This window comes from Curtobacterium flaccumfaciens (assembly GCF_004361695.1).
Lineage (GTDB): Bacteria > Actinomycetota > Actinomycetes > Actinomycetales > Microbacteriaceae > Curtobacterium > Curtobacterium flaccumfaciens_B.
On sequence record NZ_SNVW01000007.1, the window covers coordinates 174,615 to 189,290 of the forward strand.

At 73.7% G+C, this 14,676-nt stretch carries 15 protein-coding genes; 7 read left to right on the plus strand and 8 right to left on the minus strand.

The window, feature by feature from the left end; genetic code table 11:
* Window positions 1-3: 3 nt before the first annotated feature.
* From EDF64_RS11765 to EDF64_RS18515, 3 genes are all read left to right on the plus strand, one after another.
* Window positions 4-543, plus strand: coding sequence for an RNA polymerase sigma factor (locus tag EDF64_RS11765; RefSeq protein ID WP_133520163.1), 540 nt, complete (start codon window positions 4-6; stop codon window positions 541-543).
* A complete protein-coding gene (locus tag EDF64_RS11770) occupies window positions 533-1,345 on the plus strand; it encodes a hypothetical protein (RefSeq protein WP_133520164.1) in 813 nt (270 codons plus the stop codon). Before EDF64_RS11765 ends, EDF64_RS11770 begins: the two co-directional genes overlap by 11 nt.
* A gap of 108 nt (window positions 1,346-1,453) precedes the next feature.
* Window positions 1,454-2,032 (plus strand): gamma-glutamylcyclotransferase family protein, encoded by a 579-nt coding sequence (locus EDF64_RS18515; RefSeq protein ID WP_243736366.1) that lies wholly within the window; start codon window positions 1,454-1,456, stop codon window positions 2,030-2,032.
* 16 nt (window positions 2,033-2,048) lie between these two features.
* Here the strand turns inward: EDF64_RS18515 and EDF64_RS11780 are convergent, their stop codons facing one another.
* The 4 genes from EDF64_RS11780 to rimK form a co-directional block, all read right to left on the minus strand.
* Window positions 2,049-3,020, minus strand: a complete 972-nt coding sequence (locus EDF64_RS11780) for an NAD-dependent epimerase/dehydratase family protein (RefSeq protein ID WP_133520165.1) — start codon at window positions 3,018-3,020, stop codon at window positions 2,049-2,051.
* A 151-nt stretch (window positions 3,021-3,171) separates the two neighbouring features.
* Window positions 3,172-5,904: an alpha/beta fold hydrolase gene (locus EDF64_RS11785; protein WP_133520166.1), complete on the minus strand. Its 2,733-nt coding sequence runs from the start codon at window positions 5,902-5,904 to the stop codon at window positions 3,172-3,174.
* Entirely contained in the window at window positions 5,901-6,974 is a 1,074-nt protein-coding gene (locus EDF64_RS11790) for a 3-oxoacyl-ACP synthase III (RefSeq protein WP_133520197.1), read from the minus strand. Before EDF64_RS11790 ends, EDF64_RS11785 begins: the two co-directional genes overlap by 4 nt.
* Window positions 6,975-7,042: 68 nt before the next feature.
* Window positions 7,043-8,221 (minus strand): 30S ribosomal protein S6--L-glutamate ligase, encoded by a 1,179-nt coding sequence (gene rimK / locus EDF64_RS11795; protein ID WP_133520167.1) that lies wholly within the window; start codon window positions 8,219-8,221, stop codon window positions 7,043-7,045.
* 90 nt (window positions 8,222-8,311) lie between these two features.
* Here rimK and EDF64_RS11800 point away from each other — a divergent pair, with 90 nt between their 5' ends.
* Window positions 8,312-8,794, plus strand: coding sequence for an ATP-dependent zinc protease family protein (locus EDF64_RS11800; RefSeq protein WP_133520168.1), 483 nt, complete (start codon window positions 8,312-8,314; stop codon window positions 8,792-8,794).
* Between the two features lie 29 nt (window positions 8,795-8,823).
* Here EDF64_RS11800 and EDF64_RS11805 read toward each other — a convergent pair whose 3' ends face one another.
* The gene (locus EDF64_RS11805) at window positions 8,824-9,717 is read right to left on the minus strand and encodes an alpha/beta hydrolase (RefSeq protein ID WP_133520169.1); all 894 of its coding nucleotides are present in this window, start codon (window positions 9,715-9,717) and stop codon (window positions 8,824-8,826) included.
* Window positions 9,714-10,169 (minus strand): Lrp/AsnC family transcriptional regulator, encoded by a 456-nt coding sequence (locus tag EDF64_RS11810; RefSeq protein WP_133520170.1) that lies wholly within the window; start codon window positions 10,167-10,169, stop codon window positions 9,714-9,716. The genes EDF64_RS11805 and EDF64_RS11810 overlap by 4 nt, the downstream gene beginning before the upstream one ends.
* Before the next feature lie 83 nt (window positions 10,170-10,252).
* On the opposite strand from EDF64_RS11810, the gene EDF64_RS11815 reads away from it, so the two are divergent.
* Window positions 10,253-10,882: a LysE family translocator gene (locus EDF64_RS11815; protein ID WP_208108896.1), complete on the plus strand. Its 630-nt coding sequence runs from the start codon at window positions 10,253-10,255 to the stop codon at window positions 10,880-10,882.
* On the opposite strand, the gene EDF64_RS11820 is transcribed toward EDF64_RS11815, so the two are convergent.
* On the minus strand, window positions 10,833-11,534 hold the full coding sequence (locus tag EDF64_RS11820; protein ID WP_133520171.1) for a TetR/AcrR family transcriptional regulator: 702 nt from the start codon (window positions 11,532-11,534) through the stop codon (window positions 10,833-10,835). The genes EDF64_RS11815 and EDF64_RS11820 overlap by 50 nt on opposite strands.
* 23 nt (window positions 11,535-11,557) lie before the next feature.
* Between EDF64_RS11820 and EDF64_RS11825 the strand changes: the two genes are divergently transcribed.
* Entirely contained in the window at window positions 11,558-12,781 is a 1,224-nt protein-coding gene (locus EDF64_RS11825) for an MFS transporter (RefSeq protein ID WP_166645704.1), read from the plus strand.
* Here EDF64_RS11825 and EDF64_RS11830 read toward each other — a convergent pair.
* Window positions 12,687-13,025: a YciI family protein gene (locus tag EDF64_RS11830; protein WP_133520173.1), complete on the minus strand. Its 339-nt coding sequence runs from the start codon at window positions 13,023-13,025 to the stop codon at window positions 12,687-12,689. The genes EDF64_RS11825 and EDF64_RS11830 overlap by 95 nt on opposite strands.
* Before the next feature lie 214 nt (window positions 13,026-13,239).
* Here EDF64_RS11830 and EDF64_RS11835 point away from each other — a divergent pair, with 214 nt between their 5' ends.
* On the plus strand, window positions 13,240-14,508 hold the full coding sequence (locus tag EDF64_RS11835; protein WP_133520174.1) for an MFS transporter: 1,269 nt from the start codon (window positions 13,240-13,242) through the stop codon (window positions 14,506-14,508).
* Window positions 14,509-14,676: the final 168 nt, after the last annotated feature.

Below are 14,676 nucleotides of genomic sequence, written 5' to 3' on the forward strand. Positions count from 1 at the left end.
ACCGTGGACAACACCGCAGAAGACGACGCCGGCCTCGCACGGCGCCTCGCCTCGGGGGACAGAGCAGCGCTCGCGACCGCGTTCGACCGGTTCGCGCCGACACTCACCCGGTACGCGTGGGCGATCGCGAGCAGTCGGCAGGACGTCGAGGAGATCGTGCAGGACACGTTCCTGACCCTCTGGCAACGAGCCGACGGGCTCCAGCTGCCGACCGGCACCCTCCTGCCGTGGTTGCTGGTCGTGTGCCGCAACCACGCCAGGAACGCCGGCCGCCGCACCGCGAAGAACGCCGGCGACGAACTCCCCGTCGAGCTCGCTGCTCCCGGCGACACGACGGAGGCCGCCGAACAGCTCCGCTGGGTGCGCGACGAGATCGCCGCGCTCTCGGACACCGACCGCCGCATCTGCGAACTCTGCCTCCTGCAGGGGTACTCCTACGCGGAGGCAGCCCAACTGCTCGGACTCAGCGTCGGAGCGGTCACCCAGCGGGTCTCCCGGTCCCGCCGACGACTCAAGAAGGCGGTGACGCACGATGAACACTGAACCCCCCGAGGGAGACGACCTGCAGCGCATGCTCGTCTCGATGAAGCAGAACGTCCTCGAGCGGGCCACCCCTCGCCCGAAGCGACACGGCCGTCGCGCCGGCATCGCGATCGGCGTCGTCGGGGTGCTCCTGCTCGGCGTGGCCGGCGGTGGGGTCGCGCTCGGCCTCATCCCGACGTCGATCACGGCGGAACCGGTCCCGACCGCGACGCCCACCACCGAGCCCGTCCCGACCGAGACGCCGTCCGGCGCACCGGTCGTGGGACGTCCGACGCCCACCGCGACGCCGTCACCGGAGTCGACCCGACCGCCGTACTCCGCCACGGATCCGTCCACCTGGACGATCTCCGGCTCCGAGGTCGGGCCCATCGCGCTCGGCGGACCGATCGCCGGCGAACTCGACGATCTCGACGGCGCGTACTCGCGCGTGGTCGAGAACGCCTGCCCGAGCCCGACGATCACCGACTGGCAGCGGGACGGTTCCGCACCGCTGACGGTCGTCGAGAAGGACGGGACGGTGTGGGGCGTCGCGATCGGGGCGTCGACGTCGACCGAGGCGAGCGGACCGACGACGGCCGAGGGCTTCGGTGCGGGCAGCCGGCTGGACGACCTCCGGGCGGCATACCCCGACCTCACGTTCGTCCAGTCGCAGATCTTCCCCGACCCGAACGAGTCGTTCTCGATGTGGACGATCGAGCGGAACGGGTACCACATCACCTTCCAGACCGCGGAGGACGCCCAGACCATCGGGACCGTGTGGGTCAGCTCCTTCGCGACCGTCCCGTACGAGTTCTGCGGCTGACGCCGTTCCGGGCCTGGTGCGGCTGACGCCGTTCCGGGCCTGGAGGCGCGGATCACGCGAGCCGATCGGCTCGCGTGATCCGCGCCTCCAGTCCGCTACCCTCGCGACGTGAAGCGTCTCTTCCCCGGCCAGCGCTGGGTCCTCGGTCTGGGCGCGTTCGCGCTCGTCTGCCTCGTCGTCGGCGTCATCGGCCTGTCGGTCGACGGCACCGGTTGGGGTGGCATCCTCGTGGCCTTCGGGCTGCTGCACCTCGGGTTGACAGGGGTCGCGGGGGCGCTCGTCTGGACGGCGACGCCCACGATCGGTCCGAAGCCGATCGGACAGCCCGCACGGTTCCCCGGGCAGACCCAGCGCGTGTTCTCGTACGGCACGCTGCGGCAGCCGCTCGTGCAGGAGTCCCTGTTCGGCGAGCACGTGCCGACCGAACCGGACGCGCTCCCCGGCTGGCGGCTGGACTGGGTGACGATCACCGATCCGGACGTCATCCGGACGAGTGGGTCGGACCGGCACCCGATCCTCCGACGCGGTTCGTCGAGTGACGTCGTCGAGGGATCGGTCCTCGCACTCCCGTACGCGTGGCAGCTCCGCGCGGTCGACGGCTACGAGGTCGCGGACTACCAGCGCGTCCGGGTCACGCTCACGTCGGGTCGGATCGCCTGGGTGTACGTGGCGGCCGACCAGGCCTGACCGCCGCGCGGCTGCGTCAGCGCGCGGCCGCCGCCAGCCGCGCCAGGCCCTCGTCGATCGACACCGCCGGGGTCCACTGCAGGTCACGACGGGTCCGGCGCTGGTCGAACCAGTGCGCCGTCGACAGCTGCTCGGCGAGGAACCGGGTCATCGGCGGCTCGTCCTGGCCCGGGCGGACCCGCCACACGGCCTCGACGAGGGACCCGGCGACCCGAGCGACCCCGGCCGGCACGTGCACCCGCGGCGCCGGCACCCCGGACGCCGTGCAGATCCCGGCGAGCAGTTCGGCGACGGGCCTCGGCTCACCGTTCGTCACGACGTAGGCGTTCCCGTGCACGTCCTCGTCGGCGGCGTGCGCCAGCGCGGCGACCATCGCGGACGCGGCGTTGTCCACGTAGAGCGTGTCGATGAGTGCGGCGCCCGAGTCGAGCACCGGTAGCCGGCCCGTCCGGGCGCGGTCGACGATCCGTCCGACGAGTTGTGTGTCGCCCGGCCCCCACACCAGGTGCGGCCGGATCGCGACGACCGCGAAGTCCGGGGCGTCGGCGTCGAGCGCGACGAGCTCGGCCGCGGCCTTCGTGCGGGCGTAGTCGCCGCGGGCACGTTCCGGCTCGGCCGGACCGGCCCCTGCGCCGACGAGCGACGAGCCGGTGTGCGCGACGGAGGGCGAGGAGACGAACACGAAGCGGCGGACGCCCGCCCGACGGGCTGCGTCGACGAGGGCACGGGTGCCGTCGACGTTGACGCGGACGAAGTCGGCCGGGTCGCCGGCGAGGGAGACCTTCGCGGCGAGGTGCACGACGGCCTCGACACCGTCGACCGCACGCCGGAGCGCGTCGGGGTCGGTCATCGAGCCGAGCACGTCCGACACCCCGGACACCCCGGAGGGCCGACGCTGGAACGTCCAGACCTCGTGCCCGGCGTCCCGCACGGCCGCGGCCGTCGCCTGCCCGAGGAACCCGCTGGCGCCGGTGACGAGGACGATCACAGCCGGACCGTCCGTCCGCCGGAGAGCACCGCGGCGGTTCGCCGTTTCGCGCTGAGCGACAGTTCACGCGCCCGACGGCCCGTGAAGTGTCGCTGAGCGCGTGAGAACGCACCGCACGCGCCGCACGCGCCGCACGCACCGGCCGCGCCGATCACGGCCGGACCATCCGTCCACCGGAGAGCACCGACGCCGCCCACCGGGACAGCCGCGCACGGTCGACCTTCGAGTTGTGCCGGATGTCCGTCGGCAGCACCGGCACGGTCAGCACCGCGGCGAGGGGGATCCCCGCGGCGGCCCGCACGGCTGCGGCCAGCGCGGGGTCGGCGAGCCCCGGACGGCGACGGCGACGGCCACGGCGACGCGGGCGCGGTTCGGTGGTCTCGACGACGGCGACGGCCTGCTGCGTGCCGCTCGGCCCGATGCCCGCGAGACCCGCTCGCCCGACGCCGTCGACGCGCTCGATGCGCTGCTCGGGCCCGACCGGTGTGACGACGCCGGACGGGGTGGTGAGCACGTGCTGCAGTCGTCCCTCGACCCAGAGCCGCCCCGACGCGTCGAGGTGTCCGACGTCACCGGTGCGGTGCCCGCGGGGGTCGTCCACGCCGAGCCGCGACACCCGGTTCGTCCGCCAGAGCCGGTCGTACCGCTCCCGCACGTGCGGTGCCACGACGACGATCTCGCCGGTGACGCCGGCTGCGTCGGTCGGGGACCCGGTCGGCCGTCCGACGTCGTCGAGCGGCGCGATCCGGACGTGCACGTTCGCGGCCGGGACCCCGACGCAGATCCCCTCGTCGGCGGACTCCGACGCGGCCAGCACCCCGTCGAGGTCGACGTCCGTCATGAGCAGCCCCTCGGTCATGCCGTAGGGGGTGTGCGCGCTCGCGTTCGGCATGAGGCCGGTCGCCGCGGTCAGCAGCGCGGCCGACACGGGGGCGCCCGCCGACAGGAACAGCCGCACGCGGCCGAGTGCCGCTCGGTCGGCGTCCGTCAGCCCGGACGCGGTCGACACGACGTTCGCGAGCGCCGCCGGCGACAGGAACACCACGGTCGCGTCGGCGGCCGTCACGGACGCCGCGACCGCCGTCGCCGTGAGCGTCCGGGGTGCGGTGACGTCCATGTCCGGTGCCACGGACCGTGCACCGAGCGCCGGCCCGAGCAGGGCGAACGGCGCGAACCCGGCGACGAGGCCGGTGCCGACGCCGATGTCGTACTGGGTCGCGAGGGCGTCGCGGACGGCGCCGAGCTGCCCGTGCGTGTACACGACGCCCTTCGCCGGCCCGGTCGACCCGGAGGTGAAGAGGACCGCCGCGGGTGCGTCCGACGCGGGGACGGCCGGCAGGGCCGCACCCGCCGCGAGCCTCGTCGCACCACGACGAGCGACGTCGACGAGAATGTGCTCGACACGGAGCGCCCGACGTGCGGCGGCGGGCAGCGAGACGGTCGCGATGCGGCGGCCCGGCCACCCGAGCGCGCGTGCGGCACCGAGACCGGGCAGGGCGCCGATGACCCAGTCCGGACGGGCTCCGCGGACGGCACGGGTCAGCCCGCGCAGGCCGAGTCCGGCATCGGCCACGACGACGACCGCGCCGATCCGGACGCAGGCGTAGAGGACGGCGGTGAGGTCGGCTCCCGGCGTGACGAGCAACGAGACGCGGTCACCGGGGCGGACGCCGAGGTCCGCGAGTCCGGCCGCGATCTCCTCGACCCGGCGCGCGAGCAGCCGCCACGAGACGGTGCGGACACCGCCGGGTGCGGCCATCTCGACGAGCGCGGGCTCGTCGCTGTCGCGCAGGTCGTCGAGTGCTGCCCACAGGGGGCGGCTCGCGTCCGTCACCGGGTCGGTGTCGGCCTGGAGGCGCGGCTCGTCCCCCGCGGGCGCGTGGCCGTCCGGCAGGTGGTCACCGAGCCACTCGAAGACCGTTCCGGCGACGTCGGCGTCGTCCGGCAGCAGGTGCCCGGCGCCCTCGAAGCGGTGGACGTCGGCCTGCGGCAGCCGCTCGACGAGGTCGTCGAGGTACCGCTCGAGGAACACGGGGTCGCGCGGGCCCCACATGAGGAGCGCGGGGACGTCGAGCGCCGCGACCCCCGCGGCGATCCGGTCGAGTTCGGGGGCGCTCGGGTGCGTCTGGTCGACGGGGATGTCGGCGACGAACCCGCCGATCCCCCCGCGACGGGCAGCCCCGCGGTACGGCGCCCGGTACGCGTCGGCCGTCGGACGGTCGAGCTTCGGGTGTGCGATCGCGAGCGTCGTCTCGAGGAACGCCGGCGTCACGACGGTCGCCCGGCCGAGGAGCCCCGGACCGAGCGCCAGCCGGAGCGGCGCCGGGATCGGGGCGTCGGCGGGCTGGTGCACGGCGGTGTTGCACGTCGCGAGCGCCACCACGAGGTCCGGGTGGTCGACGGCCCAGCCGAGCGAGACGACGCCGCCCCAGTCGTGGCCGAGGGTCACCACCGGACCGACGAGTCCGAGTTCGTCGGTCAGTGCGCCGAGGTCGCGGACGCGTTCGGGAAGCCCGCGCTGGCGACCGGTGCGCTCCGAGAAGCCCATGTCGAGCTGGTCGACGGCGACGACGCGCCACGCCGGACCACCCTGACGGGCGACCTCGAGCGACCGCGCGGCGACCGACCGCCACAGGTAGGACCACGTCGGGTTGCCGTGCACGCAGAGCAGGGTGCCCACCGGGCGCACGCCGAGCGCGTCGAGGGAACCGGCCGTGTCGAGGACGTGCCAGGTGCGCGCGGGGCGAGCCGTGCCTCCCGGTCCGTCAGCAGCGACACCGGGGACGGTCACCAGACGCGACCACGCGGGGTCGAGTCCGGGCAGGGGCGGCGGGAGCGTCGCCGGAGCCGTGGCAGCGGCGACGCGCGGGAGGCCGGACCTCACCAGCGCAGTTCCATCATCGCCGTGTTGATGCCGGAACCCACACCGCCGAGGAACACCCGGTCGCCGCGGGTGATGCCGCCGTTCGCGACCTCGTCCGCCAGGGTGATCGGGATCGACGCCGGACCGACGTTGCCGTACCGCTGGTAGGTCGTCGGGACCTTGTCGCGCGGGATGCCGATCGCCTCGACGAAGGCGTTCGTGTGCACGTCGGAGACCTGGTGCAGCACGTACCGGTCCATGTCGGCCCAGTCGAAGTGTGCCCGGGCCTCGTTCCAGGCGGCGACCACGAGCTCCATGCCGCCCTTCAGCAGCATCTTCGCGTCGGTGAACATGCCGTCGACACTGCCGACGCAGAGGTCGTACCACTGCGTCGCCGCGCGGGTGACGCCGCCGACGATGCGGTGCCCCTCGGGGTGGGCGTCGGACGGGCCGAGCACGGCGGCCGCGGCACCGGACCCGAGGGTCAGGCTCGCGAACTCGCTCATGAAGTCCTTGCGGTTCCGGCCGCCCTGGTTGAGGCGGTCGATCGTGTTGAGCTGCACCTGGTCGGCGTCCTCGCCGTCGACGACGAGGGCGTACTTGATCTGGCCGGAGTCGATCATGCCCGCGGCGACGCTCATCGCGTTGACGAACCCGAGGCACGCGTTCGCGATGTCGAAGTTGATCGCCGACGTCGGCAGGCCGAGCCCGTGGTGCAGGCGGACCGCGACGGACGGCTCGAGGTGCGGCCGGGTCACCGACGTGTTGATGAGCAGGCCGATGTCCTCGGGGCGGACACCCGCTTCGGCCATCGCACGGCGGCCCGCGTCGATCGCGGCGTCCTGGAAGGTCTGGCCCTCGCCCCAGTTGCGGCGCTCGGTGACACCGGCGACGCGTTCGAGCAGGCCCATCGGCAGGCGGAGGCGACGGAGGACGCCGCGGAGGCGCGCCTCGATGTCCGCGGAGGTCGTCACCCGCTCGGCCGTGGTCGTCGCCACGGACAGCAGCGAGACGTTCTGGTGCTTCGCCGTGGCGTTGCCCGGCCGCTCCTGATCGCTGCTCGTCGCCTGGTCGACCGGCCGTTCCGTCATGATCGTCACCGACACATACTTCCCCATTCCGCCTGTACGCGCGATCCGGGTGCGCTGATCGGGTGGTGTCAGGCGTCCTTCGGGAGCTTCCGGACCTTGCTCCGACGGCGTCGGCGGTCGGGCACCATCGACCGCATCTCCTCGAGCTTGCCGAAGCAGAGCAGGCGGTCGCTGGCCTGCAGCTCGACGCCGCTGCGGGGGTTCGGGATGACGGTGGCGCCGCGGTGCAGGGTCAGCACGGTGATGTCGCGGTCCCACAGGCCGGACTCCTTGATCGTCTTCCCGACCAGTTCCGCGTTGGTGTGCACGAGGAGTTCGGCCACGCCGTACCCCGTCGAGACGGTCAGCCGCTGGCGGACGTCGATCTCCGGGAACGCGACCTGGTTGCCGATGAAGTCGATGATCGCGCCGGCGACGTCGAGACCGGTCGCACGCTCGATGCCCTCGAGCCCGGGCGACGAGTTGACCTCCATCACGAGGGGGCCGTCGTTGCCCTCGAGCATGTCGACGCCCGCGACCCGCAGACCCATGATCTGCGCCGAACGGACAGCGGCCTCTTCGTACTCGGGCGTCAGGGTGACCTTCTCGACCGTCCCACCGCGGTGCACGTTCGACCGGAACTCGTCGCCGGACGCACTCCGCCGCATGGCCGCGACCACACGGTCGCCGACCACGAGGGCGCGGATGTCCTTGCCGCGGCTCTCCGAGATGAAGGACTGGATGAGGACGTTCTGCTTCGTCGAGTGCAGCGTCTCGACGATCGACTCCGCCACCTTCTCCTCCGGCGCCAGGATCACGCCGATGCCCTGCGTGCCCTCGAGCAGCTTGATCACGACCGGCGCCCCGCCGACCCGTTCGATCGCGCCGCGGACGTCGGCCCGGCTGTTCACGAACGTCGTCGCCGGCATGCCGATGTGGTGCCGGGACAGGATCTGGTTCGCGCGGAGCTTGTCGCGCGAGTTCGTGATGCCCGTCGCGGTGTTCGGCGTGTAGACGTCCATCTGCTCGAACTGCCGGACCACGGCGGTGCCGTAGTAGGTGATCGAGTTCCCGATGCGCGGCAGGACGGCGTCGTAGTCGCTGAGGAGCTTGCCGCGGTAGAGCAGGTCGGGGTCCTCGCCGGACAGGTCGATCGCGAACCGCAGGGTGTTGAGCACCTTCACCTCGTGGCCCCGGTCGATCGCAGCGGCGCGGAGGCGCTCCGTCGAGTAGGCGTGCGGGGCACGCGACAGGATGGCGAGTTTCATCGGTGCGGCTCCGCGGGGTGTGGGGTACGGCGGGGTGTGGGTCACGAGGGGGCGACGACGCTCCATCCAAGCATGCGACAGGATGGGCACATGGCCCGCGCTCCGAAGTCCCCGAACGGCGGTCTCGTCGTCGCCGGGTGGCGGGAGTGGGCGGGGTTGCCCGACCTCGGGATCCCGTGGATCAAGGTCAAGCTCGACACCGGTGCCCGGAGCTCGGCACTGCACGCGTTCGACCTCGAGGAACTCCCCGGCGACCGGGTGCGGTTCTCGGTGCACCCGTGGCAGGACACCGACGCGGACGCCGTCACGATCGAGTGCGACGTGCACGACCGGCGCACCGTCCGGAGCTCGACCGGGCACACGCAGGAGCGGATCGTCGTCCTGACCGAGATCGCCCTCGCCGGACGCGTGTTCCAGGCCGAGGTGACGCTGAGCAACCGCGACCAGATGGGCTTCCGGATGCTCGTCGGACGCGAGGCACTCCGGCAGGGCTTCCTCGTCGACCCGGCGCGGTCGTTCATGGCCGGCCGCGCGCCGAAGGAGATCCGCCGGCGCAACCGCGGGCGCGCCTGACCCACGGCCGACGCCGCGGAGCGCTCCGGTCAGGCGTGCAGGTGGTGCGCCAGGAAGGCGAGCTGCTGCGGCGCCATGCGCCGCCAGTAGTCGTGCGTGTGGCCGCCGGCCTCGAAGCCACCGGCGGGTCGCGTCGCGAAGCCGTCGACGTACGTGCGGACCGCCGGTTCGAAGCCGTCGCCGGTGCCGCAGTCGACCCGCACCGCGACGCCGTCGAGCGCGTGCTGCCGCCCGAGGACGGTGTTCGCGCGGAAGTCGGCTGCGTCGTCGAAGGCCCCGCGCGCCGTGTCGCCCGCCGACGTCCAGAGCGCCGGGCTGATCGCCGACACCGCCCGGACACGGGACGACCCGAGCACGCCGCCGAGGTGGAGCGCACCGTAGCCACCCATCGAGTTCCCGACGAATCCGAGGCGTCCGGTGTCGAACCCCCGACGGGCGAGGAGCGGCAGGAACTCGTCGGTGACCATGGCGGCCGGGTCGTCGCCGTCGGCGCGGCGGTGCCAGTACCGGTTGCCGCCGTCGACCGCGGCGATCGCGAACGGTGCTCCCCCGGCGGCGATGTGGGCGGCCAGGAAGCGGTCGTAGCCGAGGTGGCTGCCGAAGAAGTCGCGGTGGTCGCTGCCGTAGCCGTGCAGGGCGACGACGACCGGGAGGCGGGAGCCCGACGACGGCGCGGCGATGGTCCAGCCGACCGTCGTGCCCTTCCGCGCCGTCGAGACGAACGTCCCGGAGGTGGACGGCACCGGGTCGACGTCGGGGACCGAGCCCGCCGGACCGTCGAGGCCGAGCACCCGGTACATCGTCGACCGGCCGGGCAGGAGTCGGAGGTTGACGGCCTCGGCGGCGGCGCCCGCGGCCACCACGGCCGCGCCGCCGACGATCAGGGACCGACGGGTGATCCGAGCGGCGCGCGACCCGGTCATCCGAGGGGGACGGTGCCGTCGGAGGTCACGCGCTTCATCACGAGTGTGGAGGAGATTCGCTGCACACCGGGCAACGTACCGAGTTCGGTGTCGTAGAAGACCTGGTAGGCGGCGAGGTCTCGTGTGAGTACACGCAGGAGGTAGTCCGGGTCACCGAAGAGCCGCTGCGCCTCGACCACGTTCGGCATCGCCCGGACACGCTCCTCGAAGCCGGCGATGGTCTCGAGGTCGGTGCGGCCGAGGGTGACGAACACGATCGCCTCGAAGTGCAGCCCGACCGCCTCGGGTGCGACCACGGCACGGTAGCGCTCGATCGCGCCGGACTGCTCGAGCGCCTTCAGTCGGCGGTGGCAGCTCGACAGGCTGAGCCCGACCTCGGCGGCGAGATCGGTGGCGCTCATCCGGCCGTCGTGCTGCAGCAGCGAGAGGATCTCCCGGTCGAGTGCGTCCATGGCGGGAATCATTGCAGACGAACCGGGTGTCGCGCGGGAGGACCGGAGCACATTCCGCACGATCCGCCGTAGCGTCTCGATTCGTGGACGTGACCCTGATGCTGCAGTTCTGGACGGTGGCGCTCCTGCTCGCCCTGACGCCCGGCGCGGACTGGGCGTACGCCATCGCGGCCGGGCTGCAGCCACGGTCCGTGGTGCCGTCGATCCTCGGCATGGTGAGCGGCTACGTCGTGGTCGTGGTCGTCGTCGCGCTCGGCATCGGGGCGCTCGTGACGGAGTACCCGGCGGCGCTGTCGATCCTGACGCTGGCGGGCTCGGCGTACCTGCTGTACCTCGGTGCCAGCACGTTGCTCGCACGCACCGGCGCCGTCGTCGCGGCCAGTGACCGCCCGGTGGGGACGAGTGCGCGGACCCGGTTCCTCCGCGGTGCCGGCGTGAGCGGCATCAACCCGAAGGGGGTCCTGCTGCTGCTGGCGCTCCTGCCGCAGTTCGTGTCACCGCACGGCTGGCCGGCGCCGGTGCAGATGGGCGTGCTCGGCAGCCTGCACCTGCTCGACTGCGCGGTGGTCTACCTGCTCGTCGCGTTGGCGGCGCGGCGGATCCTCGGGTCACGACCGCGGGCGAGCGTCGTGGTGACGAAGGTGTCCGGCGTCCTCATGCTGCTCATCGGTCTCGGGCTGCTGGCCGAGCAGGTCGCGCCGCTGTTGCGCTGACCACGGCCGGGTCGGCAGCCGCCGCCGGGTCGGCAGCCGTCGCCGGGTCGGCAGCCGCTTCCGGACCGGCAGCCGCCGCGCCGGCCTCGTCGACCAGCACCGCGGCGACGGCCCGCGCGGTCTCGGTGCCGAGCGCCGGATCGCGCAGGCGCATCGCGAGGTACCCCGACACGACGAGCACCAGCTGGTCGGCGAGCGCCGCAGCGGCCCCCTCGTCCGGCTCCCCCAGCAGGGACCCGGCGTACCCGTGGAGCCGACGGCGAAGGGTCCCGGACTCGAGGTCGAGCACGGCCCGGACGTCGTCGGGCGCATCGACGTACTCGGCGGCGGTGCCGAGGAACGCGCACCACCGCGACCCGGCGGGCGTGGTCCGGTAGGCGTCGAGCGCGTCGAAGACCGACAGCAGCCGGCTCCGGTCGTCCGGGGCCGCGGCGACGACGCGGTCCCACGTCGCCAGCCAGTCGTCGTGCCGGCGCCGGAGCGCCGCGGCGACGAGTGCCTCCTTGCTGGCGTACCCGCGGTAGAGCGTGGCGCTGGAGATCCCGGCGCGTTCGAGCACGGCGTCGATCGGTGTCGCGGCGATGCCCCGGGTGAAGAAGAGCTCCTCGGCGGCGTCGAGGAGCTTCTGCTCGGTTCCTGGACGCATCGCCATGGAAGCACCCTAGGCTCCCAAAAGTGAAACGATCGTTTTCGTCACGACAGCGGGTCCTCCTCGCGTCCGGCCTCGGGCTCATCGCCGCGACGTACGGGCTCGTGCGGCTCGCCTACGGCCTCTTCCTGCCCGACGTGCAGCGCGACCTCGCCCTGCGCGCGGACGCCGCCGGCTGGATCTCGTCCGGCGCCTCGGCGGTGTACTGCCTGGCGGCGGTGGCCGGGTTCGTGCTGGCAGCCCGGGCCCCCCGGGTGCTCGTCGCGGTGGCGGCCGTGGTCGCCGGTGGCGGCGCGCTCGGCATGGCGGCAGCCACCGGGCCGCTGCCGTTCGGCGTCGCGTCCGTGCTGGCCTCGGCCGGTGCCGGACTCGCCTCGCCCGCCCTGGTGCAGCTCGTCACCGAGCGGCTCCCCCGCGCAGCCCGGGGACGCGCGCAGGCGGTGGTGAACTCCGGCACTGGCCCGGGCCTCGTCGGTGCCGGCGTGCTCGCGCTCGTGCTCCTGCCCGACTGGCGGACGGCCTGGGCGTGCTCCGGCGTGTTCGCCCTCGTGGTCGGCGGCGTGCTGCTCGCGTCGACGCGGGGCGGCCGATCGGAGCAGACGAGCCGGACCGCCGCGCCGGACACCGCGTGGTGGCGAGCACACGGCGCGGTGCTCGCGCTCGCGCTGCTCTTCGGTGCCGGGTCGGCGGTGGTGTGGACCTACGGCCGCTCGGTCCTCGTCGACGCCGGCGCCCCGGTCCTCGTGTCGGTGTCCGCGTGGATCGCACTCGGTCTGGGCGGCGCGGCCGTCGTCCTGACCGCGCGGTGGACCAGCCGGCTGCGTGCCCGCGCGCAGTGGGCCGTCACGACCGCGGCGGTGGCCCTCGCCGTCCTCGTGCTCGGGACCGCCCCGCGGTCGACCGTGCTCGCGCTCGTGGCCTGCGCGCTGTTCGGCTGGGGCTACACCGCAGCGACCGGCGCCCTCATCGCGTGGACGACCGAGATCGACCCCGACCGGGCTCCGGCGGGCACGTCAGTGCTGTTCGTGGCACTCGTCCTCGGGCAGGCCGGTGGAGCAGCCACGGCGGGAGCACTGCTCGGCCCGGCCGGCGCACCGGCGGTGTTCGTGACAGCGGCAGTGGTGACCGCGGCGTGCGCGGCACTCGGACTGCGGGTCAGAGGAGGGGGCGCAACTCGATCGTCCGGTTGCACGCCGCCGACGCCTCACCCGCCACACGGAGCGCCGTCTCGGCATCCGGCAGGTCCATGACCCAGAACCCGGCGACGAACCGGTCCGACGCGACGGCCGGCCCTGGGGTGGTGCTGGTCGTGCCGGAGCGAGCGTCGACCACGGTGGCGTCGGCGGGCGCGGAGACCCCGGCCGCGAACACGATCGCGTCACCGAGTCGCGCGTTCAGCGCGTCGACCGCGTCCATCTCGGCCTGCGTGCCGGACTCGGTCCGGCCGGCGGCCTCGGCCTGCCCGTCGTCGATGACGTTGACGAGGAACTGCATGGTGTCTCCCCTGCTCGGTTGGCGGGAGGCTACTCCTGCGCTACGGTCACCGGGAGACCTTTCCGAACACCTCGGACACGACAGCGGAGTCATGGCAACGAAGCGCTGAGCCGGCACCAGAGCCGGCTCCCCCTCCACGCGGACCACTCGGTCCGCGCGCTTCCAGTACGCCCGCGCGGCACCGACGCCGTGCGACGACTCCGAGGGACTCCCCGTGTTCTCCATCCGCGCCCGCTTCCGGGCCTCGTTCTCCACGCTCACCGAGCACCGCTTCGTCACGTTCGCGGTCCTCGTCGACACGATCGGCGCCGGCCTCACGCTGCCGTTGACGATCGTCTACTTCACCCTGACGACCGACCTCTCGCTCGCCGTGATCGGGCTGCTCTCCACCGTCGCGTCCCTGCTCGCGCTGCCGGTGGGTCTGCTCGGCGGTGTGCTCACCGACCGGTTCGGCGCCCGGGCGTCGATGATCACGAACAACCTGCTGTCCGCCGCCGGCTTCGCCCTGTACCTCGTCGCGCACGACCCGGTCGTGGTCTTCGCGGCGATCTTCCTGGCGAACGCGTCGGAGCGCCTCTACTGGACGTCGTGGACGGCGTACGTGCACGACCTCTCCGACGGTCGCCCGTTCGAGCGGTGGTTCGCCTTCCTCGAGGCGACCAAGGCCGCCGCACTCGGCGCCGGCGCGGTGGTGGCCGCGATCACCCTGGCCGGCGGCGGGCACGACGGTCTGCGGTGGCTCGTGCTCGCGAACGTGGTGACGAGCGTCGCCGCCGCCGTCGTGTTCGCGACGCAGCGGACCGGGGGCGCCCGGGCCGTGGAACCCGCGGCGCGCGGCCTCGACGACGTCCGGACGGGTTCGCTCCGCGAGTTCGCCGCCGACCGGTCGATGCGGCTCATCACGCTCGGCCAGTTCCTGATCGGCCCGGCGATGGTCCTGCCGAACGTCGCGCTGAGCGTGCTGTTCGTCGAGCGGTGGCACATGCCGGCTGCGGTCGCCCCGGTGCAGTTCGCCGTCGCGACGGGGCTGGCCGCCTGCCTGCAGACCTCGGTCACCCGGTGGGTCGCCGGCTTCGACCGCGGTGTCCTGGTGGCCGTCGGGGCAGCGCTGACCGGGCTGACGGCGGTGCCGCTCATCGTGCTCCCACCGCTCGAGGGCACGGCGGCCTGGTCGTTCGTCGCGCTCGTCGCGGTGGTGCTCGCGGTGGCGGACATGGTCGCGCTCCCGGCCGCGAACGCCGTGATGGCCGAGGCGCCGCACCCCCGGATCCGCGGGCGGGCGATCGGGGTCTTCCAGACGGCGAGCTCGGTCGGGATGGCGCTCTTCCCGCTCACCCTCGGCTTGCTCGACACCGACGTGCCCTGGGTGCTGTGGGTGGTCACGGCACTGGTCTTCGCCGGGGCGGCGTGGGCCTGGCGCGCCGCGGTCGCGGGTCTGCCGCAACGCGTGCGCACGGCGACGCCGGCGGACGCCGACGCCTGACGACGGCACTGCCGGGTGGGTCTGCCGGGTGCGGTCTGCCGACCGCCGGTGGCAGTGGCCTGGAGGCGCGGGGGGGGGGGGGCCCCCCCCCCCCCCCCGCCCCGCGCCCCCCCCCCCCCCCCCCCGCCCCCCCCCCCGGGGGGGCGCGACCGACCCACCACGGGCCGG

What these genes read in the sequence shown, in the direction of transcription:
- rimK (WP_133520167.1), bottom strand. Translation starts at nt 8,221, where the DNA reads ATGAAACTCGCCATCCTGTCGCGTGCCCCGCACGCCTACTCGACGGAG.
- EDF64_RS11800 (WP_133520168.1), top strand. Translation starts at nt 8,312, where the DNA reads ATGGCCCGCGCTCCGAAGTCCCCGAACGGCGGTCTCGTCGTCGCCGGG.
- EDF64_RS11790 (WP_133520197.1), bottom strand. Translation starts at nt 6,974, where the DNA reads ATGACGGAACGGCCGGTCGACCAGGCGACGAGCAGCGATCAGGAGCGG.
- EDF64_RS11805 (WP_133520169.1), bottom strand. Translation starts at nt 9,717, where the DNA reads ATGACCGGGTCGCGCGCCGCTCGGATCACCCGTCGGTCCCTGATCGTC.
- EDF64_RS11830 (WP_133520173.1), bottom strand. Translation starts at nt 13,025, where the DNA reads ATGCAGTTCCTCGTCAACGTCATCGACGACGGGCAGGCCGAGGCCGCC.
- EDF64_RS11770 (WP_133520164.1), top strand. Translation starts at nt 533, where the DNA reads ATGAACACTGAACCCCCCGAGGGAGACGACCTGCAGCGCATGCTCGTC.
- EDF64_RS11810 (WP_133520170.1), bottom strand. Translation starts at nt 10,169, where the DNA reads ATGGACGCACTCGACCGGGAGATCCTCTCGCTGCTGCAGCACGACGGC.
- EDF64_RS11820 (WP_133520171.1), bottom strand. Translation starts at nt 11,534, where the DNA reads ATGGCGATGCGTCCAGGAACCGAGCAGAAGCTCCTCGACGCCGCCGAG.